This is a genomic window from Rhodopseudomonas sp. BR0G17 (genome assembly GCF_010907025.1).
GTDB lineage: Bacteria > Pseudomonadota > Alphaproteobacteria > Rhizobiales > Xanthobacteraceae > Rhodopseudomonas > Rhodopseudomonas palustris_H.
On record NZ_QUML01000051.1, the window covers coordinates 1 to 21,369 of the forward strand.

General features: G+C 65.2%; 16 protein-coding genes and 1 riboswitch. Of the genes, 9 read left to right on the forward strand and 7 right to left on the reverse strand.

All coding sequences use genetic code 11. From position 1 onward, the window contains the following. On the reverse strand, nucleotides 1–217 hold a 217-nt coding region (locus DY467_RS26285), incomplete at its 3' end, for a hypothetical protein (protein WP_205502745.1). A 711-nt stretch (nucleotides 218–928) separates the two neighbouring features. On the opposite strand from DY467_RS26285, the gene DY467_RS23980 reads away from it, so the two are divergent. Together DY467_RS23980 and DY467_RS23985 are read left to right on the forward strand one after the other, a co-directional pair. Next, nucleotides 929–2,971 (forward strand): M23 family metallopeptidase, encoded by a 2,043-nt coding sequence (locus tag DY467_RS23980; protein WP_205502747.1) that lies wholly within the window; start codon nucleotides 929–931, stop codon nucleotides 2,969–2,971. Between the two features lie 145 nt (nucleotides 2,972–3,116). Further along, the gene (locus DY467_RS23985; protein ID WP_164639478.1) at nucleotides 3,117–4,745 is read left to right on the forward strand and encodes a Vgb family protein; all 1,629 of its coding nucleotides are present in this window, start codon (nucleotides 3,117–3,119) and stop codon (nucleotides 4,743–4,745) included. A 192-nt stretch (nucleotides 4,746–4,937) separates the two neighbouring features. On the opposite strand, the gene clpB is transcribed toward DY467_RS23985, so the two are convergent. Then, a complete protein-coding gene (clpB, locus tag DY467_RS23990; RefSeq protein ID WP_164571226.1) occupies nucleotides 4,938–7,577 on the reverse strand; it encodes an ATP-dependent chaperone ClpB in 2,640 nt (879 codons plus the stop codon). Between the two features lie 225 nt (nucleotides 7,578–7,802). Between clpB and DY467_RS23995 the strand changes: the two genes are divergently transcribed. Further along, nucleotides 7,803–8,591 (forward strand): MOSC domain-containing protein, encoded by a 789-nt coding sequence (locus tag DY467_RS23995; protein ID WP_164639480.1) that lies wholly within the window; start codon nucleotides 7,803–7,805, stop codon nucleotides 8,589–8,591. A 187-nt stretch (nucleotides 8,592–8,778) separates the two neighbouring features. On the opposite strand, the gene DY467_RS24000 is transcribed toward DY467_RS23995, so the two are convergent. From DY467_RS24000 to metX, 3 genes are all read right to left on the reverse strand, one after another. Beyond that, on the reverse strand, nucleotides 8,779–9,525 hold the full coding sequence (locus tag DY467_RS24000) for an NlpC/P60 family protein (RefSeq protein WP_107346004.1): 747 nt from the start codon (nucleotides 9,523–9,525) through the stop codon (nucleotides 8,779–8,781). A 222-nt stretch (nucleotides 9,526–9,747) separates the two neighbouring features. Further along, nucleotides 9,748–10,443, reverse strand: coding sequence for a methionine biosynthesis protein MetW (gene metW / locus DY467_RS24005; protein ID WP_107346005.1), 696 nt, complete (start codon nucleotides 10,441–10,443; stop codon nucleotides 9,748–9,750). Between the two features lie 2 nt (nucleotides 10,444–10,445). Continuing rightward, nucleotides 10,446–11,648: a homoserine O-acetyltransferase MetX gene (gene metX / locus DY467_RS24010; protein ID WP_047308181.1), complete on the reverse strand. Its 1,203-nt coding sequence runs from the start codon at nucleotides 11,646–11,648 to the stop codon at nucleotides 10,446–10,448. Between the two features lie 104 nt (nucleotides 11,649–11,752). Continuing rightward, nucleotides 11,753–11,832, reverse strand: a riboswitch (SAM riboswitch). A 169-nt stretch (nucleotides 11,833–12,001) separates the two neighbouring features. Here metX and DY467_RS24015 point away from each other — a divergent pair. The 4 genes from DY467_RS24015 to DY467_RS24030 all read left to right on the forward strand — a co-directional run bounded on the left by DY467_RS24015 (nucleotide 12,002) and on the right by DY467_RS24030 (nucleotide 16,149). Then, complete coding sequence (locus DY467_RS24015; protein ID WP_164639482.1) at nucleotides 12,002–12,847, forward strand: chorismate mutase; 846 nt, start codon at nucleotides 12,002–12,004, stop codon at nucleotides 12,845–12,847. A 42-nt stretch (nucleotides 12,848–12,889) separates the two neighbouring features. Next, nucleotides 12,890–13,987 carry a histidinol-phosphate transaminase gene (hisC, locus tag DY467_RS24020; RefSeq protein ID WP_107346008.1) on the forward strand — a complete coding sequence of 366 codons (1,098 nt, stop codon included), beginning with the start codon at nucleotides 12,890–12,892 and terminating at the stop codon, nucleotides 13,985–13,987. Next, on the forward strand, nucleotides 13,984–14,925 hold the full coding sequence (locus tag DY467_RS24025; RefSeq protein WP_107346009.1) for a prephenate/arogenate dehydrogenase family protein: 942 nt from the start codon (nucleotides 13,984–13,986) through the stop codon (nucleotides 14,923–14,925). Before hisC ends, DY467_RS24025 begins: the two co-directional genes overlap by 4 nt. A gap of 687 nt (nucleotides 14,926–15,612) precedes the next feature. Beyond that, nucleotides 15,613–16,149, forward strand: a complete 537-nt coding sequence (locus DY467_RS24030) for an REP-associated tyrosine transposase (RefSeq protein WP_164639484.1) — start codon at nucleotides 15,613–15,615, stop codon at nucleotides 16,147–16,149. A 141-nt stretch (nucleotides 16,150–16,290) separates the two neighbouring features. Here the strand turns inward: DY467_RS24030 and DY467_RS24035 are convergent, their stop codons facing one another. Beyond that, complete coding sequence (locus tag DY467_RS24035) at nucleotides 16,291–17,271, reverse strand: magnesium transporter CorA family protein (RefSeq protein WP_107346012.1); 981 nt, start codon at nucleotides 17,269–17,271, stop codon at nucleotides 16,291–16,293. A gap of 345 nt (nucleotides 17,272–17,616) precedes the next feature. On the opposite strand from DY467_RS24035, the gene DY467_RS24040 reads away from it, so the two are divergent. Further along, nucleotides 17,617–18,300, forward strand: coding sequence for a L,D-transpeptidase (locus tag DY467_RS24040; protein WP_107346013.1), 684 nt, complete (start codon nucleotides 17,617–17,619; stop codon nucleotides 18,298–18,300). A gap of 188 nt (nucleotides 18,301–18,488) precedes the next feature. Here DY467_RS24040 and DY467_RS24045 read toward each other — a convergent pair whose 3' ends face one another. Continuing rightward, nucleotides 18,489–19,568 carry an extensin family protein gene (locus tag DY467_RS24045; RefSeq protein ID WP_164639486.1) on the reverse strand — a complete coding sequence of 360 codons (1,080 nt, stop codon included), beginning with the start codon at nucleotides 19,566–19,568 and terminating at the stop codon, nucleotides 18,489–18,491. Nucleotides 19,569–19,688: 120 nt separating this feature from the next. On the opposite strand from DY467_RS24045, the gene DY467_RS24050 reads away from it, so the two are divergent. Further along, entirely contained in the window at nucleotides 19,689–21,317 is a 1,629-nt protein-coding gene (locus tag DY467_RS24050; RefSeq protein ID WP_164639488.1) for a fatty-acid--CoA ligase, read from the forward strand. Nucleotides 21,318–21,369 lie beyond the last annotated feature (52 nt).

Here is a 21,369-nt window from a genome sequence, read left to right on the forward strand (position 1 = left end):
TCACAACGTTTGACGAGGTCCCACCATCACCAGCAATCCGAAGATCGCCGGTTCGTCGCAGCGCTTCACAGCGCTCGCGAACATGGTGTTTCCTTGAAAACGTGTACCGCCGAAGTCTTTCGTCCGGTCCCAATCCCAGAAAGCCGAAGCTTCCCAAAACCGAGACCCGCAAGGACTTCGCCGTCCACGTTTCTCTTTCTTCTTCTTCACTTGTCAAACAGCCCGAGATCCGAAGATCTCAACGAAGCCTGAGGTCACAGAGACCTTCGAGACTTCAACTCCTACACTTAATAGGAGCTTGGAAATCCAGACCGACGGCGAATGGCAACCGACAACTATCGGCTGCTGTTGCACTCATCGAATTCGATGGATGTTCCAGAGGCACGGAAGCTCGCTGGGGCCCGGAGGGCTCAGCGGCGCCGCGCTCAGTGGCCGTCTTATAGGCCCGCCCCCTTGGAGCTGTCAACGGCCTCGTCAGAAAAATGTCGTGCAGGTTGGGATGATTCAATTTCTGTAGTTTTCCCAAGGCTTTCTCGTCCCCAACGCCGCACTCAGGCCACATTCCGGAGGCGTTCTCCCCAGGCAGATCGAAAAAAACTGTTCGGCTCTCCGGGTCGGCGGACGGGGTCTTTGGGCCTCGGCGCGGCTCCTTCGGGTGAAGACAGCCGTCTCGAAGCCTGCAGACTGCGGCGATTGCCGCTTTCGATTGACGCAAATCGCGGGCGCCAGCACTTTGGCTGCCCGTGACAAGTGTCAGACCTGTGACTGTTGGCGTACGCCGTCAGAGGCGGACAAGCCGGCGGCAATCAGGTAGAAGGCTCCGGTCCGCGGGCGCGGAACGGAGACGTTTGATCGGCCGATGGCCTGATCGTTCAGACTAGCCGACCGGCCGCGAGCGCGGCCGATTGCGAAATCGGGGGACGACGGATTGAGCCAAAGGGTGTCACGCGGGCGCAGCACCGGGCGCGAGGTCGGCTATATCGACCTTGGTCACGAGCCGCCGCTTTCCGTCGACGGCTCCGAGGCCGCAGTCATCGATCGCCGACGCGTATCGGTGCAGTGGTTCAGCGGCACGATCCTCACTGGTCTCTGTGGTGCCGCGCTGATTGGCGGCGCGGTCTTCGCCTCGCTCGACGGCGAGACCACCTTCGCCAAAGCTCCCGAACTGGTTCAGGCCGCCCTCCGCGGCGCGTTCGGAGCCGACAAGACCGCCGCCCTGCATAAGAGCGACCGCCTGCCGCCACCGAGCGAAGCCGCTTTGGCGCGCAGCGTGATCCGAGTCTCCACGGTTTCGCGGGTCGGCCAGCGCGACGTCGTCCGGGTCCGCCCCTTCGTCAAGATTTCCGGCAACCTGTCGCTGACCACCAGCGATCTGTCCGCCAAGATTCCCGCCTTCAATGCCCAGCGCATGCTGAGCGACGTCGGCGCCCCGGCGCAGAGCGCCGAAGATGCGCAGAATCCCGACGCGGTCGAGCCCGACGCCGAAGTCTCCTTCGTCACCCGCGATCTCGGCACGGTGCTGCCGCGCGCCAAGATTGCCGGCCAGATCGCCCCCGATGAAATCCTGATGCGCGTGCGCGATGCCGCGAACTGGAAGGGCAACAGCGGCGTTCGCTACGCCAGCGCCGCCGGCGATTTCGGCGGCGACGTCAAGCTCGCTTACGCCCCCGAAGGTCCGTCCGCCGATCCTTACGCCGGCTTCGAAACCCGGATCATCCCGGAAAACGTGACGCTGCTGCCGAAGACCAAGGAGCAGGTCACCGGCGGCAATCCGACCGGTGAACGAACTCACATCGTCAAGAAGGGCGACAGCGTCGTGTCGGTGCTGCGCGATCAAGGTGCCGCCGAAGAAGATGCCCGTGCGGTCGCCGCTGCGCTTGGCGCGCGCGGCCGCGACGGCGGCCTGAAGGAAGGCCAGAAACTACGCATCCTGATGGAATCGTCAGGCCCCGGCAAAGCGCCCCAACCGTTCCGCGTGATCGTCGCCAACGACTCCGCGGTCGAAGCGGTCGCAGCGCTCTCCGATCTCGGCCGCTACGTCGCCGTCGACGTTCAGAGCCTCAACACCGTCAGCGACACCGCCGACAACAGCGATGAGGATGAGGACGACGGCACCGGCGTCCGGCTGTATCAGTCGATCTACGAGACCGCGCTCCGCAACAAGGTGCCGCAGTCGGTGATCGACGACATGATCCGGATCTACTCCTACGACGTCGATTTCCAGCGCAAAGTCCAGGCCGGCGACTCGTTCGAAGTATTCTACGCCGGCGACGACGAAACCACTTCCACGGTCGAAAAGAACGACGTGCTGTTCGCCTCCCTCACCGTCGGCGGCGAAACCAAGAAATACTACCGCTTCCAAACTCCCGACGACGCCGCGGTCGATTTCTACGACGAGACCGGCAAGAGCGCGAAGAAGTTCCTGGTCCGCAAGCCGGTCAACCAGGCGATCATGCGCTCCGGCTTCGGCGCCCGCCGCCATCCGATCCTCGGCTACGTCAAGATGCACACCGGCGTCGACTGGTCGACGCCCTACGGCACGCCGATCTTCGCCTCGGGCAACGGCGTGGTCGAAAAGTCCGGCTGGGAAGGCGGTTACGGCAAGTACATCCGCATCAAACACGCCAACGGCTACGAGACCGCCTACGGCCATATGTCGGCGTTCGCCAAGGGCATGGAGCCCGGCAAGCGCGTTCGCCAGGGCCAGGTGATCGGCTTCGTCGGCTCGACCGGCCTGTCGACCGGCGCGCACGTCCACTACGAAATCATCGTCAACGGCCGCTTCGTCGATCCGATGCGCGTACGCCTGCCGCGCGGCCGGTCGCTCGAAGGCCCGATGCTCGCCGGCTTCGAGAAAGAACGCGACCGGCTCGACGCGATGATGACAGGCCGCGGCGGCGGACGACTGGCGGAAGATCTCACCGCCTCGGCCCCTGTTCGCACCTCCTCCACCGCGCAAGCGCGGCGCTGATCCTCGCTTAGTTCGAAGCCTGTCCCGCCGCGCAGCATTCCGCGGCGAGGAATCTGCTGCAGCGCGGCTTCGATTCCATTTGCCAACCTCCGAGCCCCGCCGAATACTCTCGCCATAACAACGAGAAGATCTCGGAGGGAATGCAATGAAGGGCAAACTTGCGCGCGGCGCGAGCGCGTTGACGATCGGCCTGCTGATGCTGTCCGCCGCACACGCCGACAGCTATCAGGTCACCAAGCTGGTCCCAGGCTCGGCATTTCACGGCGTGCACGGCCTTGCGGTCGACAAGGCCGGCAAATTGTTCGCCGGCAGCGTCGCCGGCGCGGCGCTGTATGAGGTCGATCGCGCCGCCGGCACGACCAAGATCGCGGTGCCGACGCCGGAAGGCATGGCGGATGATATCGCGATCGCGCCGGACGGCACGATGGCGTGGACCGGTTTCCTCACCGGCGATCTCTATGCACGCAAGGGCGACGGCCCGATCAAGAAGCTTGCCTCCGGCCTGCCGGGCATCAACTCGCTGGCCTTCCGCAAGGACGGCCGGCTGTACGCCACCCAGGTGTTTCTCGGCGACGCGCTGTACGAGATCGACGTCGAGGGCGCCAAGCCGCCACGCAAGATCATGGAGAAGATGGGCGGCCTGAACGGCTTCGAATTCGGCCCCGACGACAAGTTGTACGGCCCGTTGTGGTTCAAGGGTCAGATCGTCAAGGTCGACGTCGACAAGGGCGAACTGAGCGTCGTCGCCGACGGCTTCAAGGTGCCGGCAGCCGCGAATTTCGACTCCAAGGGCAATCTGTGGGCGCTCGATACGGCGCAGGGTCAGCTCGTCAAGATCGATCCGAAGACCGGCGCCAAGCAGATGGTGGCGCAGCTCAAGCCGTCGCTCGACAATCTCGCGATCGATGCCAATGACCGCATCTACGTCTCCAACATGGCCGACAACGGCATCCAGGAAGTCGATCCGGCAACCGGCGCGGCCAAGCAGGTGATCATCGGCAAGCTGGCATTTCCGGGCGGCATCGGCGTCGTGTCCGACGGCGGCAAGGACACCATCTATGTCGCCGACGTCTTCGCCTATCGCACCGTCGACGGCGCCAGCGGCGACGTGCGCGAAGTGGCGCGGATGCACGCCGACGGCACCACGCTCGAATATCCGATGAGCGCCACCGCCAAGGGCGACGAGGTGATCCTGTCGAGCTGGTTCACCGGCACGGTGCAGACGATCGACCGCAAGACCGGTCAGAGCCGCGACATGCTGCACGGCTTCAAGGCGCCGTACGATGCGATCCGGCTCGGCGACGGCAAGCTGCTGGTCGCCGAGCTCGGCACCAAGTCGCTGGTCGAAGTCTCCGGCGAGCACGGCAAGGACCGCAAGGCGATCGCCACCGATCTGGCAGGTCCTGTCGGCCTGGTGCTCGGCAAGGACAACGCGGTGTATGTCAGCGAAGCGTTCGCCGGCCAGATCAGCAAGATCGATCCGGCGACCGGCGCCAAGACCGTCGTCGCCAAGGACTTGAAGATGCCGGAAGGCATCGCGCTGGCGCCATCCGGCAAACTGATCGTCGCCGAAGTCGGCGCCAAGCGTATCGTCGAAGTCGATCCGGCCAGCGGCAGCGTCACCGAAATCGCCGGCAATCTGCCGATCGGTCTCGTCGGCGCCCCCGGCCTGCCGCCGACCAACATGCCGACCGGCATCGGTGTCGGCGCCGGCGGCACGATCTACGTGTCGTCCGACATCGAGAATGCGATCTACAAAATCGAGAAGAAGTAGGCCGAAACGCAACGTGCTCCGCAGCGATCACTGCGAAGCACGTCGGAGGTGTAAGAAAGTCGCACCAGCCCCGGCAACGCTCACTCCGTCATTGCGAGCGAAGCGAAGCAATCCAGAAGCTCCGTGCACGGTGCTGGATTGCTTCGTCGCTTCGCTCCTCGCAATGAGGAGGGGCATCACCTTCACATCGCGTCAGTTCAACATCCGCTTCGGCGGCCTTCCCGTGAACGGCTCGATGTCCGCGCTGTGCGGCGGCTTGCCGTTGAAGGTCAGCACGCCGCCTTCGGCCGAGATCGCGACGTGGTCGCCGTCCTTGACGGTGCCTTCCAGGATCATCTCTGCGAGCGGGTCCTGGACGCTGCGCTGGATCACCCGCTTCAGCGGACGGGCGCCGTAAGCCGGATCCCAGCCCTTCTCGGCGAGCCAGTCGCGGGCCGCAGCATCGAGATCGAGCACGATCTTGCGGTCCTCGAGCAGCTTGGTGAGCCGCGCGAACTGGATGTCGACGATCCGGCCCATCTCGCTCTTCTGCAAGCGGTGGAACAGGATGATCTCGTCGACGCGGTTGAGGAATTCGGGGCGGAAGTGCGCCCGCACCATTCCCATCACCTGTTCGCGCACCGCGCCGGTGTCCTCGCCCTCCGCCTGAGCGACCAGATACTCCGAGCCGAGGTTCGAGGTCATCACGATCAGCGTGTTGCGGAAGTCCACGGTGCGGCCCTGACCATCGGTCAGGCGGCCGTCATCGAGCACCTGCAGCAGCACGTTGAACACGTCCGGATGCGCCTTTTCGATCTCGTCGAACAGGATCACCTGATACGGCCGGCGCCGCACCGCTTCGGTCAGCACACCGCCTTCGTCATAGCCGACATAGCCGGGAGGTGCGCCGATCAGCCGGGCCACGGAGTGCTTCTCCATGAATTCCGACATGTCGATGCGGACCATCGCGGTCTCATCGTCGAACAGATACTCGGCGAGCGCTTTGGTCAGCTCGGTCTTGCCGACGCCGGTGGGGCCCAAGAACATGAACGAGCCCATCGGCCGGTTCGGGTCCTGCAGGCCGGCGCGCGCGCGGCGGACCGCGGTCGAGACCGCATGCACGGCTTCGAACTGCCCGACCACGCGCTGGCCGAGCTGCTCTTCCATCCGCAGCAGCTTTTCCTTCTCGCCTTCGAGCATCTTGTCGACCGGCACGCCGGTCCAACGCGACACCACCTGGGCGATGTGGTTGGCGGTGACCGCCTCCTCCACCATCGCGCCGGCGTTCTCGTTGGCTTCGATCTCGGCGATCTTCTTCTCGAGCTCCGGAATCCGGCCATAGGCGAGCTCGCCTGCACGCTGATACTCGCCGCGGCGCTGCGCGTTGGCGAGTTCGATCCGCAGAGCGTCGAGTTCGCTCTTCAGCTTCTGGGCGTCCGACAGCTTGTTCTTCTCGGCGCTCCAGCGCTGGGTCAGCGCCGCCGACTTCTCTTCGAGATCGGCAAGCTCCTTCTCCAGCGTCACCAGGCGCGCCTTCGAGCCCGGATCGCTTTCCTTCTTCAGCGCCTCCTGCTCGATCTTGAGCCGCACGATTTCGCGGTCCATCGAGTCGAGCTCTTCGGGCTTGGAGTCGACCTGCATCTTCAGCCGCGCCGCGGCCTCGTCCATCAGGTCGATCGCCTTGTCGGGCAGGAAGCGGTCGGTGATGTAGCGGTTCGACAGCGTGGCCGACGCCACGATCGCCGAGTCGGCGATACGCACGCCGTGGTGCTGCTCGTACTTGTCCTTCAGGCCGCGCAGGATCGAGATGGTGTCCTCGACCGTCGGCTCGGTGACGAACACCGGCTGGAAGCGCCGCGCCAAAGCGGCGTCCTTCTCGACGTGCTTGCGATACTCGTCGAGCGTGGTGGCGCCGATGCAGTGCAGCTCGCCGCGGGCAAGCGCGGGCTTGAGCAGGTTCGACGCGTCCATCGCGCCGTCCGCCTTGCCGGCGCCGACCAGGGTGTGCATCTCGTCGATGAACAGGATGATGCCGCCCTCGGCCGCGGTGACCTCGGTGAGCACGGCCTTCAGCCGCTCCTCGAACTCGCCGCGATATTTCGCACCGGCGATCAGCGCGCCCATGTCGAGCGCGAGCAGCTTCTTGTCCTTCAGGCTCTCGGGCACGTCGCCATTGAGGATGCGCAGCGCCAAACCCTCGACGATGGCGGTCTTACCAACGCCGGGTTCGCCGATCAGCACGGGGTTGTTCTTGGTACGCCGGGACAGAACCTGAATGGTGCGGCGGATTTCCTCGTCGCGGCCGATTACCGGGTCGAGCTTGCCGTCGCGCGCCGCCTGGGTCAGGTCGCGGGCGTATTTCTTCAGCGCGTCATAGGCGTTTTCGGCCGTCGCCGAATCCGCGGTACGGCCCTTGCGCAGGGCGTTGATGGCTGCGTTGAGGTTCTGCGGGGTGACACCGCCCTTGGTGAGCAGCTGGCCGGCCTCGCTATCTTTATCCAGCGACAGCGCAAGCAGCAGCCGCTCGACGGTGACGAAGCTGTCGCCCGCCTTCTCGGCGGCCTTCTCGGCAGCGTCGAACGCCCGGGCGGTCGCCGGGGCCAGATAGACCTGGCCGGCGCCCGAGCCGGACACCTTCGGCATCTTGCCAAGCGCCTCTTCGGTCGCCTTCAGGATCGCACGCGAATTGCCGCCGGCACGGTCGATCAGACCGCCCGCCAGCCCTTCGGAATCGTCGAGCAGCACTTTCAGAATGTGCAGCGGCGAGAACTGCTGATGGCCCTCTCGCATCGCCAGCGATTGCGCCGACTGGATGAAGCCGCGCACACGTTCGGTATATTTTTCTACGTTCATTGGTTCGGTCCCTCAGCCTGCCCTCGGCGCCTTCGAAAAGCACGCCCGACGGCATCTTCATTGGGGTTCCGCCGGCCGCGCTGACATTCCTCAGCCGGGGGCGGTCGTCACCGTGCGGACCGCATCGGCTTGACGCAAATGTGGGCATCTGTTCCGGCAAACGGAAGGCCTCGGCTCACATTTTCGTGGGCTGCCGAAGCCGGCGCGATCCCTTAAAGACCCGCCATGACAGACCTTGCGCTCGCCTCCGTCGCCTCGATCTACCGCTATCCGGTCAAGGGCTTGTCGCCCGAGCCGTTACCCACCGTCGCCCTGGATGTCGGCCAGACCTTACCCGGCGACCGGGCGTTCGCGATCGAAAACGGGCCGATCGGGTTCGACCCGGCCAATCCTCGCTACTTCCCCAAGATCAGGTTTCTGATGCTGATGCGCAACGAGCGGCTCGCCGCCCTGCGCAGCCGCTACGATGCCGCGACCGGCGAGCTCAGCCTGTCCCGCGACGGCGCCGAAGTGGCCCGCGGCGATCTTCGGACCGAACCCGGCCGGGCCGCGATCGAAGGGTTCTTCGCCGGCTATTGCGCCGACGAGCTGCGCGGACCGCCCAAGCTGCTGGCCGGCCAAGGCCACAGCTTCTCGGACGTCGCCCGCAAGGTGGTGTCGATCATCAACCTGGCCAGCGTCGCGGCACTGGAAGCCATGATCGGCCGCCCGGTCGATCCGCTGCGATTCCGCGGCAACCTCTATGTCCAGGGCTGGCCGGCTTGGCACGAATTCGACCTGATGGACCAGACGCTGCTGATCGGCAACGCCAAGCTCAAGGTCGTCAAACGCATCGTCCGCTGCGCCGCCACCAATGTCGATCCGCAGACCGCCGCCCGCGACATGGCGATCCCGGAGACCCTGCAGCAGAACCTCGGCCACGCCGATTGCGGGGTCTATGCCGAAGTGATCGAAGCCGGCGACCTCGCGCAGGGCGATGCGGTGCAGATCGAGCAGGCGACGTTGTTCGCGTAGCTTGCTTGCAAGATCATACTCAACACCCCTGCCGTCATCGCCGGGCTCGACCCGGCGATCCATCTTCTCCGAAGAGGCGCGCTCCGCGCGCGATGGATGCGCGGGCCTTCGCCGCGCCGAAGCGGCTTCGGCCGCGCAGGCGGGTCGAGCCCGCGCATGACGATCGCGTGCGGGAAAGCGCCTCGTATCAGCTCGACGGCATCACGTAGGCGTAGATGCGGCTCTTCGAATACACCGACTCGGCGACACGGCGGCTGTGATTGCCGGACACCACGATCGGGTTGCCGTTCGCATCGATGCCGCTGACGACGCCGACGTGGCCGCCGCGTTTGCCGCGCGACATCACCGCGATCGCACCGACCTGCGGACCGGAGATGCGCTGGCCGTAACGCGCGAACGAGCTCGCCATGTCCGAACCGGTGCCCTGATGGCCGGTGCGCTCCAACACCATGTTCATGAACCGCGCACACCACAGCGCACGACGCCCGGTCGGATTGCCGCTGCCGATGTAGCTGCGCGCAGCTTCCACCAGGCTCGAGCCCGTACCGCCGCCATTCCACGACTGCGTTTGGAAGTCCTGCTGCTGGGCGGCGAGGCGCTGACGACGACTGGTGCGCTTCTGCGTCGCGGGCTGCAGCTGCGGCTGCGCCATCGCGGCCGAGACATCCATGGCCGGATCGTTAGCGGGGAAACCGAAAGCCGACGGCGCGACCTCCGCCTGCTGCTGCGCGATGCGGCCGTGACGGCGCCACGCGTGCGAGCGACGATGATGGTGCGCGTGACGAGACGCGGAGTGATGCGAATAGCTGGACGCGTGAGCGTGGTGACGATGCAGCGGCTTGGCCGATGCGGGAGCAGCGATCGCCGCGAGCGCCACGAACGACAGGGCGGCAGCGACGAAGCGGAACAATCCAAACGCAGAAAACACAACCATACAGACTCTCTCTCCCGGAACTCCTCGAGACGCGCCGACCCGCACGGGCCGACATCGGGGTCGACGCGTTAATCGATTAGGGATGGCGAGAGGATGGCTTTGAGAAAGCGAGAGTCAGATTTTAGGGGAAATTTCGAGGAAATTTCATGATACGCAACATTTTTACACGTATCGCGTGCGGCGAGCTGATCACCGCACGTATTAACGACTTATTAAGTACGACTAAGGTGCCACGTAGTCGGCGGCCTGCAGCGGCGGTTTTTTCTGCGCGCGGCTGAGCAAAAACACCCCCTGCTCACCGAACATATTCCAGAACCACCATGGCGCGTTCAGCCGCAGCGGCCGACCGTAGCGGTCGAGCGCCACCGCGCGCTCCATCTTGACGCCGATCTCATCGCACAGCCCGATGAAGTCTTTGATCGTACAGAAGTGAATGTTCGGCGTGTCGTACCAGGTCGCCGGCAGGTTCTCGGTGCGCGGCATCTGACCGTGGATCAGCAGCTGCAGCCGCATGTTGATGTAGCCGAAGTTCGGAAACGACACGATCGCGCGGCGGCCGATCCGCAACAGATTCTCCAGCACCTCTTTCGGCTGCCGCGTCGCCTGCAGCGTCTGCGATAGGATCACGTAGTCGAACGCATCGTCGACGTAGTGATCGAGGTCGGTATCGGCGTCGCCCTGCACCACCGCAAGACCGCGCGCGACGCAGCGATTGACACCCTCGCGCGACAGCTCGATGCCGCGGCAATCGACGCCGCGAGATTCGAGTAGCTGCATCAGATCGCCTTCGCCGCAGCCGACGTCGAGCACCTTCGAGCCGGTCTCGACCATATCGGCGACCAGCAGATGGTCGGCGCGATGCACGCGTAGTTGCGGACGCGCGTGATCTTCCAGCGGCAAACCTTCCTGCACCGACATGATCAGTGCTCCGCCTTGCCGAGGCCGCGCGCAGTGCCGGCCGATTGCAGGAAAGCGCGCGCGATATCGATGAACTCCGGCTCGTCGAGCAGGAATGCGTCGTGCCCCTTGTCGGTGACGATCTCGGCGAACGAAACCCGTGCGCCGCCGGCGTTCAGGGCATGCACGATGGCGCGCGATTCCGAGGTCGGAAACAGCCAGTCCGACGTGAACGACACGACGCAGAACCGCGTCTGCGTACCGCGGAACGCGGCAGCCAGCACGCCGTCATGGTCGGCCGCGATATCGAAGTAATCCATCGCACGGGTCAGATACAGATACGAGTTGGCGTCGAACCGCTCGACGAACGACGAGCCTTGATAGCGCAAGTAGCTCTCGACCTGGAAATCGGCATCGAACGAAAACGTCGGCAGATCGCGATCCTGCATCTTGCGGCCGAACTTGCGATGCAGCGCCGCGTCCGACAGGTAGGTGATGTGCGCGGCCATCCGCGCCACCGCGAGTCCGCGATGCGGGAAGCATCCGTGCTCGAAGTAGCGGCCGTGCTGCCAATCCGGATCGGCCATCACCGCCTGGCGGCCTAGCTCGTGGAAGGCGATGTTCTGTGCCGAGTGCCGGGTCGCGCAAGCGATCGCCAGCGCCGAGAACACCCGCTCGGGGAACGCCACCGACCATTGCAGCACCTGCATGCCGCCCATCGAGCCGCCGACGACGCAGAACAGTTTGTCGATGCCGAGCCGGTCGATCAGCATCGCCTGGGCGCGCACCATGTCGGGAATGGTGATGACCGGGAAATCGAGGCCCCAGGCCTTGCCGGTGGCGGGGTTGGTGGAGGCGGGGCCGGTCGAGCCCATGCAGCCGCCGATCACATTCGAGCAGATCACGAAATAGCGGTCGGTATCGATCGGCTTGCCGGGGCCGACCAGGGTCAGCCAGCCGCCGGGCTTGCCGGTAATCGGATGCACGTTGGCGATGTGCTGGTCCATCGTCAGCGCGTGGCAGACCAGGATGGCGTTGCTCTTGTCGGCGTTCAGCGTGCCGTAGGTCTGGTAGGCGATCTGGAACGGGCTGAGCTCGATGCCGCAATCCAGCGGCAGCGGCTGGTCGGCCCCGAACTGCGCGATGAGCGAATGCGGGTGATCGACCTCCTGGGTCCGCTCGCCGGCGGCGATCTTCTGCCCCTTCACCGAATGGATATTCATCATACGCCTGCCAACGGCCTCGACATCCCGGGGACGCCCCGGTTCGACCTCAGATAAGAACGGCAGGGCGAATAAAAAACCCGGCCTGAACATTGGTTCGGCCGGGATCGGAACTGTCCCCGGCCTGTTTAGCGAGTTGTTTAACGTGGCTGCAAGCCGGCCGGCTCAAATGACCACGAGTTCTGGTCCGGACGATAATTGCAAAGCCGAAAGCCGTCAACACGACGGCCGCGCAGCCTGGCCCGGAAAGGGTCAATGTTTCCTTTGCCTTCGCTGCCCCCGTTTCTTAAGCAGAAGGACGCACCGCGGCACCGCCGCGACTGCCGATCCCCGTTTCTGTCCGAGGTTCTGAAGCAATGACCAAGCCGCCCTCGCCGCCGTCGCTCGCCGACCTGCGCCAGGAGATCGACAGCATCGACGAGCAGGTGCACCAGCTGCTGATGCAGCGCGGCGAGATCATCGACCGGCTGATCGCGGTGAAGCAGACCCAGGAGGTCGGCTCGGCGTTCCGCCCGGCCCGCGAGGCCGACATGATGCGGCGCCTGGTGCAGCGGCACCACGGCATCCTGCCGCTCGACACCGTCGAGAGCATCTGGCGGGTCATCATCGCGACTTTTACCTACGTGCAGGCGCCGTTCTCGGTGCACGCCGACCAGTCGCTCGGCGAGTCGGCGATGCGGGACTCCGCCCGCTTCCATTTCGGTTTCACGGTGCCGTACGTGGCGCACTTCTCCGCTTCCGCGGCGGTCGAGGCGGTAGCGAAGTCCAAGGGCGATCTGGCGCTGGTGTCGGCGACCTCGGGCAACAATCCGTGGTGGCTGGCGCTGGAAGCCGACGGCGCGCCGAAGATCATCGCCCGGCTGCCGTTCATCGAGCGCGCCGACCACCCCGCCGCACTGCCGGTCTTCGTGGTGTCCCGGGTCGCCGACAGCGCCATGGTCACCGAGGTCGAGACCTGGAGCATCCGGGTGTCAGGCTGGAGCGCCGATACCGCCCGGGCGCTGTCGCCGCTGGCCGACGTCGTGGCGGTGCCGGATACCGCTTTTGACGGCGCTGCCCTGCTGGTGTCGATCCCGGCGCCCGGCGGCCTCGATCAGATCAAGGCTGCCCTGATCGCAGCGGGGGCCTCCCTCCGTTCGTCGGCCCTCGTCGGCAGGCACGCAAGGCGCTATACGGTGCCCCCGAGCGGCAAGTCCGCGTAATTACCGGCTCTCAGCCGCCCGACGATTTTTCCGGAGTTGACGATGTCACGTCCCGTGCCGAATCCCGGCATCCTCGATATTGCGCCCTACACCCCTGGCAAAAGCCCGGTGGCCGAACCCGGCCGCAAGGTGTTCAAGCTCTCGGCCAACGAGACCCCGTTCGGCCCGTCGCCGCACGCGATCGCGGCCTATAAGAGCGCGGCGGATCATCTCGAGGACTATCCGGAAGGCACCTCGCGAATTCTGCGCGATGCGATCGGCAAGGCCTACGGCCTCGATCCCGACCGCATCATCTGCGGCGCCGGCTCGGACGAAATCCTCAATTTGCTGGCGCACACTTATCTGGCGCCCGGTGACGAGGCGATCTCGAGCCAGCACGGCTTCCTGGTGTATCCGATCGCCACGCTGGCGAACGGCGCCAAGAACGTGGTCGCGCCCGAGAAGAACCTGACCACCGACGTCGATGCGATTCTGGCGGCGGTGACGCCGAACACCAAGCTGGTGTGGCTGGCCAACCCGAACAATCCGACCGGCACCTACATCCCGTTCGACGAGGTCAAGCGGCTGCGCGCCGGCCTGCCCAGCCACGTCGTGCTGGTGCTCGACGCCGCCTATGCCGACTACGTGATGAAGAACGACTACGAGCTCGGCATCGAGCTGGTCTCGACCACCGAGAACACCGTGCTGACCCACACCTTCTCCAAGGTGCACGGCCTCGCTGCGCTGCGCGTCGGCTGGATGTTCGGTCCGGCCAACATCGTCGATGCGGTCAACCGCATCCGCGGGCCGTTCAACGTTTCGGTGCCGGCGCAGCTGGCCGCGGTCGCAGCGATCCAGGACACCGGCCATGTCGAGCGCTCGCGCGCCCACACCGACAAGTGGCGCAACACCCTCGCCGAAGAGCTGCCGAAGCTCGGGCTGACCGTGACGCCGAGCGTGTGCAACTTCGTGCTGATCCACTTCCCGACCACCAAGGGCAAGACCGCGGCGGAAGCCGACGCGTTCCTGACCAAGCGTGGCCTGGTGCTGCGCGCGCTCAACAATTACGGCCTGCCGCATGCGCTGCGCATGACCATCGGCACCGACGAAGCCAACGCGCTGGTGCTGGAAAGCTTACGCGAGTTCATGGGCCAGCCATGAACTCTGCGCCGATGTTTCGCAAAGTCGCGCTGATCGGCTTCGGCCTGATTGGTGGATCGATCGCGCGTGGAGCGAAGTCGCTGGGTCTTGCCGGCGAGATCGTCACCACCGCGCGTTCGGAATCGACCCGGGCGCGGGTGCGCGAACTCGGCATCGTCGACCGTGTGGTCGAGACCAACGCCGAAGCCGCCGACGGTGCCGATCTCGTCATCCTGTGCATCCCGGTCGGCGCCTGCGGCGATGTCGCCCAGGAGATCGCGCCGCATCTGAAGCACGGCGCGATCGTCTCCGACGTCGGCTCGGTCAAGGGCGCGGTCGTGAAGGCGATGGCGCCGTATTTGCCGGAGGACATTCACTTCGTGCCGGCGCATCCGGTCGCCGGCACCGAGAACTCCGGCCCGGATTCCGGCTTCGCCGAGCTGTTCATCAATCGCTGGTGCATTCTGACGCCGCCCGAAGGCACCAACGCCGAAGCGACAGAAAAGCTCGCCGCGTTCTGGCGCGCGCTCGGAGCCAATGTCGAGATCATGACGCCCGACCACCACGACCTGGTGCTCGCGGTGACCAGCCATCTGCCGCATCTGATCGCCTATACGATCGTGTCGACCGCCGAAGAACTCGAAGGCGTGACGCAGTCGGAAGTGCTGAAGTTCTCCGCCGGCGGTTTCCGCGACTTCACACGCATCGCCGCGTCCGACCCGACGATGTGGCGCGACGTGTTCCTGACCAACAAGGACGCGGTGCTGGAGATGCTCGGCGAATTCCAGGAAGACCTGTCGAAGCTGACCCGCGCCATCCGCCGCGGCGACGGCGACGCGCTGTTCGAACACTTCACTCGCACCCGAGCCATCCGCCGCGGCATCGTCGAGATCGGCCAGGACGAAGCCGCCCCGGACTTCGGGCGACGGCACAAGCAGCTCGGCCAGGGAGCGGAGTAAGCGGGCGACCTCACCGTCTCTCTCTGACGTCGTCCCCGCCCGTCTCAAGTCGTCCCTCCACCTCTCACGTCGTCCCCCGCGCAGGCGGGGGACCCAGTCTTGCAGAGAGTTGGTAGCGACCGCACGACGGATCAACGAGCGCCTCTGGGATACTGGGTCGCCCGGACAAGCCGGGCGAGGACGGTGGAAAGTGGAGCACGCGCTCTGCGCCGTATCGTCTCTCTATTCAAATATCAAACAGCCACACCCATCCGTTCTCGCGGCTCCGCTGAGCCCGAGTTTTGCGCCCGTCGTCATCACGACGAGGGGCGGGGCGCGCCGCTTGGCGCAAATTGGTGGCTGGATCGCGATGGCTTGCGAACCATCGCGCAGGCGCGCGCGGACTATACTCCTTGCAGGAATGTCAACACCACCTTTTCGCGCCTCGCGTCGTCGCCCGGCTTGACCCGGCGACCCATCGCTCTGACGATGGCGCAATTGCGCAGCGGGTTATCAATGGATGGATGCGCGGGTCGGGCCCGCGCATGACGCAGTATGGGTAATGCTCTTCTCGTCATCCAGGGCGCGCGGAACGCGAACCCGGATTCCGTGCTCACTCAGCGCGCTGCACGTGCGGTGCATCGCTAACTAACAAAGCAGCGCTGTAGCCCGGATGGAGCGCAGCGAAATCCGGGACGGACCGCCACCATGGTGCAGTATCGACGTAACCTCATCCCGGGCGGCACTTTCTTCTTCACGGTCACATTGGCCGACCGCCGCAGCACTTTGCTGATCGACCACATTGCAGAACTGCGTAGCGCCTTCCAAAGAGCCCGCCGCGACAAGCCGTTTCGAGTGGATGCGATGGTCGTTCTCCCGGACCATCTCCACATCATCATGACATTACCCGAAGCTGACGCTGATTTTCCCGGACGCTGGAAAGCCATCAAGGCTGCATTCTCGCGTTCGGTTGCTGCTGCATTACCGACGCTTCGTCCTAACCGGCGTGGCGGTTATCGGATCTGGCAGAGCCGTTATTGGGAGCACACTGTCCAGGACGACGCAGATTTCGAGCGCTGCGCCAATTATATCCACTTCAATCCCGTCAAGCACGGGCTCGTCTCCGTGCCCAGGGCGTGGCCATATTCTTCTATACACCGTTACATGCGCGAGGGCATTTTGCCGACGGACTGGGGCGGCGATGGAGGTCGTGACTGCATTGGTTTTGGTGAGCCGCGCGAGTGATTGCAGTCCCTGATCGCGTCACTGAGCTTCGTAGCCTGGATCGAGCGAGGTATAGTCCAGGCCGATCAGGGGCAAGAACCGTCGTTTAGCTCGCGATCCCGGATTACGCTTCGCTTCATCCGGGCTACCGGCCGCGACACCTCACAACCACTTCTTCCACTTGAAGAACATGTACGGCAGCACCGCGGCCAGCAGCATCATGCCGAGTGCCATGGTGTACCCGTGCTGCCATTCGAGCTCGGGCATGATCTTGAAGTTCATGCCGTAGATCGAGGCGATCAGGGTCGGCGGCATCAGCACGACGGCCATCACCGAGAAAAGCTTGATGATGTTGTTCTGCTCGAGATTGACGACGCCGAGCATCGCATCGAGCGTGAAGGTGATCTTGTTCGACAGGTAGCTGGCGTGGTCGGTCAGCGACAGCACGTCGCGCTGCATGGTCTTGAGCTGGGTGCGCAGTTCCTTGGTGCGCTTGACGCCGTCGCCCTCGACCGAGAGGAACGCCACCACCCGGCCGATCGAGACCAGGCTTTCGCGAACCTTGGAAACCAAGTCGCCCTTGCGGCCGATCGCGATCAGGATGTCGGAATAGCGCTTGGGGTGGCCGGTGCGGGCGGCCCCCTCCGGCTCGAAAATCTGGCGGCTGACGTCATCGACGTCGGCGCCGGCGCGCTCCAGGATGTCGGCGCAGCGGTCGATCACCGCGTCGAGCAGTTCGAACAGCACGCTTTCGCCGCTGCTGCCCGAGCCGGGCGCCCGCGCCAGCCGGCTTTCGACCACCGCGAACGGGCGCGGCTCGTCATAGCGCACCGTCACCAGCCGGCGGCCGGCCAGAATGAAAGTCACCGGCGACAGCCGCGGCGAGGTGGTGTCGGCCCCGCACATCAAACTGGCCGTCATGTAGCGGGCGCCGTTCTCGATATAGAGACGGCTGGAGATCTCGATCTCCTGCATGTCTTCCCGAGTCGGAACCTCGATCCGTGCCAGCCGCTCCACCGCCTTGTCCTCGTCGGCCGTAGGCCGATCGAGGTCCACCCACACCGTGTCCTCAGGCAGCGCCGCGAGATCCTCCGCAGTGGCGCGCTTCAGGGTGGCTTCGGCGGGGGCGAAGAAAGCAAGCATGGCAACTCCAGGCTGGGACAGGATTGGTCAGAGGGGGCGCGGCCGGGGACCGCGGCCGCCGGCGGCAAGTGTGACACAGCGCGGCGGGACAGCCGACGCATTTTGTGGCCAGGGCGTGGCAGCGCCATGACAATGCACCGCCGAACACCGCACCAGTTGCTCGAAAATTAATCGGCGGCCGGATTCTATGCGGCAGAAATGCAACAACGCTGCGGCCACGTTACGAACGGCTCGCCGAAATGCTGGCAAACCAGCGGGTTTGCGAGATACTAACAAGAAGAATCGTGGAGTTTCGCGGTGTCTCCCGGCGTGCGGTGGCGCGCCTGATCGTGATTGGAATTGATAATGGCCTTGAACGGAACGAAGCTGGGACTGCTGGCGCTTGCCGGCTTGCTGCTGTCGGGTTGCATGCAGACGACCTATCAGGCCGCCCCGGAAGCCAACCTGAAACCCAATGACAAGGCCCAGCTCGCCAAGGCGCGCTACGCCAAGGTGTCGGTGCCGGAACCGTTCCGCCGCGCGATCGTCGATTATCATCGCAAGGAAGCCCCCGGCACCATCGTTGTCGATTCGGACAACCACTTTCTGTATTACGTGCTCGATAACGGCAAGGCGCTCCGCTACGGCGTGACCGTGGGCGAAGAGGCGCTGGCGTTCTCCGGCATCGCCCGGGTCGGCAACATGGCCGAATGGCCGAAGTGGACCCCGACCGCCGACATCCACAAGCGGATCGAAGGCCTGCCGGCGTCGGTGCCCGGTGGCATCGACAACCCGCTCGGCGCCCGCGCACTGTATCTCTACCAGGGCAACAAGGACACCCTGTTCCGGATCCACGGCACCAACCAGCCGGAATACATCGGCGCCTCGATCTCCTCGGGCTGCATCCGCATGACCAACGAGGACGTCATCGACCTGTACAACCGGGTGAAGATGGGCACCATCGTCGTTGTGCTCGACCCGAAGCAGGGCGACTCGCCGATGAACTCGAAGATGGCCCTGCAGGGCGGCAGCGGCACCGCGACCCAGTAATCGCGCCGCGGCTCACCCCGCCAGAGTTTGAAAAAGCGCCGGTTTACCGGCGCTTTTTTATTGGTCGTGCGGTGAGGGGGCACTCGGCCCCACGGTGCGCCGCATGTGATCCGCGGTGGCCCTACAGTCGTTGAGGCTCCCTCGCCCCGCTCTTCGCGGGGAGAGGCGAGCCTCGCCGCGGGGAAAGATCAGGCCGGTGGGCGTGTCGGCACCGGCTTGCTGCGAGCCGCCGGCTTGGTGGCCGGCGCAGATTGCGGCTTGAGGTCGATCGGCTTGCTCGCGGCCGGCTTCGCGGCAGCAGCTTTGGCCTTGGCGCGCTTGGCCGGCTTCGGCGGCGGAGGCGGCGGAGTTTCGGCCTGTTCGCGTTCGGCCTCCTCAGCCGGGACCTGCTCGGCGGCCTCGGGCTGTGACGGAGCAGTTTGCTGTGGCGCGCGCTCCTCGTCAGCGGCGACTTCGCGCGGCGGCGCTTCGGCTGGGCGCGGCAGCGGCATCACCGGAGCAATATTCGGCAGCCCCTCGTACAGGGCCCATTGGCACATCCGGTAGCCGCCGCGACGCTCGGCGAGATCGAGGTGGATGTGGTCCTCGTGATAGCCGTCCGAGCCCGGGCCGAGCACGGTGGTGAAACGCGCGCACACCGACTGCATCACCGTTTCGCGGGTGGCGCGCGGGGCGTCGCGGTCGGTCAGCGAGATCATTCGCCCGTCGGCCAGCTTGATGCCGCGGACGTCGAGCGCGTTGGCGCGGCCGTGCTCGCTGAGCTTGGCGCCGCGCAGCCGGTTGCGGCCGCGGCATTCGTAAGAATCGAAATTGTCGAGATCAGCGACCCGGCTGCCGAGCGAGGCGCCGAGCGGGGCGATGTCGGCGCGCACCCAATCGGCGATCGCCCGCGCCATCCCGCAGCGCAGGGTCGCGGCCGGCGACACCGACACGCGGCGGCCGTCCGGCAGCACCACCGCTTCGAGCCGCACCAGATCCGGCCCACCGCAGGCGCCCGGCCCGGTGATATCCGGAATGCTCGGCGCGATCGCGATCTGCTCGGTCAGCGCCAGCCGGCATTCGGACGGCGGCTTCGCAGCCGGTGCCGCGTCGGCTTTGGCGGCGGGTGCGCTGTCCGGCGCGGCGGCTTCCGCAGGCGCTGGCTCGTCCTCGCCGGGCTCGGCCTCGCGTGCATTGATCTGCGGCGCTTCGGCCGGACGCGGCTTCGGCAGCGGCACGTGCTCACGCGCGGTGGCGGCCGAGGTGCCGCCCGCAACCAGCGCGATCATCAGGACCCAGAATGGCGCTTTGCCGCGGAGCGCCTGAAAACAAGACCGTTTTCCGCAAAGCGGGTAAGCGCTAAAGTCAGCACCAATCCCAAGGGGATAACGAACAGGAGGAAAATTCGGATGCTTGGACTGATGCAAGACTGGCCTTTGCTGTGTCATCGGATCATCGAGCACGCGGCCCGGATCCACGGCAACCAGGAGGTGGTCACCCGCTCGGTCGAGGGTCCGATCGTCCGCACCACCTATGCGCAGATCCATCAGCGGGCACTGAAAGTCAGCCAGATGCTGGATCGCGCCGGCATCAAGCTCGGCGACCGCGTCGCGACGATCGCCTGGAACACCGCCCGGCATTTGGAATGCTGGTACGGCATTATGGGAATCGGCGCGATTTGCCATACGGTCAATCCGCGGCTTTTTCCGGACCAGATCGCCTGGATCGTGAACCACGCCCAGGACCGGGTGATGATCACCGATCTCACCTTCGTGCCGGTGCTGGAGAAGATCGCCGACCAGATTCCGAGCGTGGAGCGCTTCGTCGTGCTCACCGACGCCGAGCACATGCCGCAGACCACGCTGAAGAACGCGATCGCGTATGAAGAGTGGCTGAAGGAAGCCGACGGCGACTTCGCGTGGAAGACCTTCGACGAGAACACCGCGGCGGCGATGTGCTACACCTCGGGCACCACCGGTGATCCGAAGGGCGTGCTGTATTCGCACCGTTCCAACGTGCTGCACGCGCTGATGGCCAACAACCCCGACGCGCTCGGCACCCGTGCTGCCGACACCATGCTGCCGGTGGTTCCGCTGTTCCATGCCAATAGCTGGGGCATCGCGTTCTCGGCGCCGTCGATGGGCACCAAGCTGGTGATGCCCGGCGCCAAGCTCGATGGTGCGTCCGTCTATGAGCTGCTGTCGACCGAGAAGGTCACCCACACCGCCGGCGTGCCGACCGTGTGGCTGATGCTGCTGCAATATATGCAGAAGGAAAAGCTGACGCTGCCGCATCTGAAGATGGTGGTGTGCGGCGGCTCAGCGATGCCGCGCTCGATGATCAAGGCGTTCGTCGACATGGGTGCCGAAGCCCGCCACGCGTGGGGCATGACCGAGATGAGCCCGCTCGGCACGCTCGCCACACTGAAACCGCCGTTCGACCAGACCACCGGCGACGCCCGGCTCGACGTGCTGGCGACCCAGGGCTACCCGCCGTTCGGCGTCGAGATGAAGATCACCGACGACGCCGGAAAGGATCAGCCGTGGGACGGCAAGACCTTCGGCCGCCTCAAAGTCTCGGGTCCGGCGATCGCCAAGGCGTATTACCGCGTCGACAAGGAGATCCTCGACGACGCCGGCTTCTTCGACACCGGCGACGTCGCGACCATCGACAAGGACGGCTACATGCGGATCACCGACCGCTCCAAGGACGTGATCAAGTCCGGCGGCGAGTGGATCTCCTCGATCGACCTCGAAAACCTCGCGGTCGGCCATCCCAAGGTGGCGGAAGCGGCGGTCATCGGCGTGTATCACCCGAAATGGGACGAACGCCCGCTGCTGATCTGCCAGCTCAAACCCGACGTCACCTGCACCCGCGACGAGATCCTGCAGTACATGGACGGCAAGATCGCCAAATGGTGGATGCCCGACGACATCGTGTTCGTCGACGCCATCCCGCATACGGCAACCGGCAAGATCCTGAAAACCGCGCTGCGCGATCAGTTCAAGACCTACACGCTGCCTGGGGCGGCTGCGTAGGGGCTTAGCACGCAACGCTGGCTCACTGCCTGCGATGCCCTCACCCCAGCCC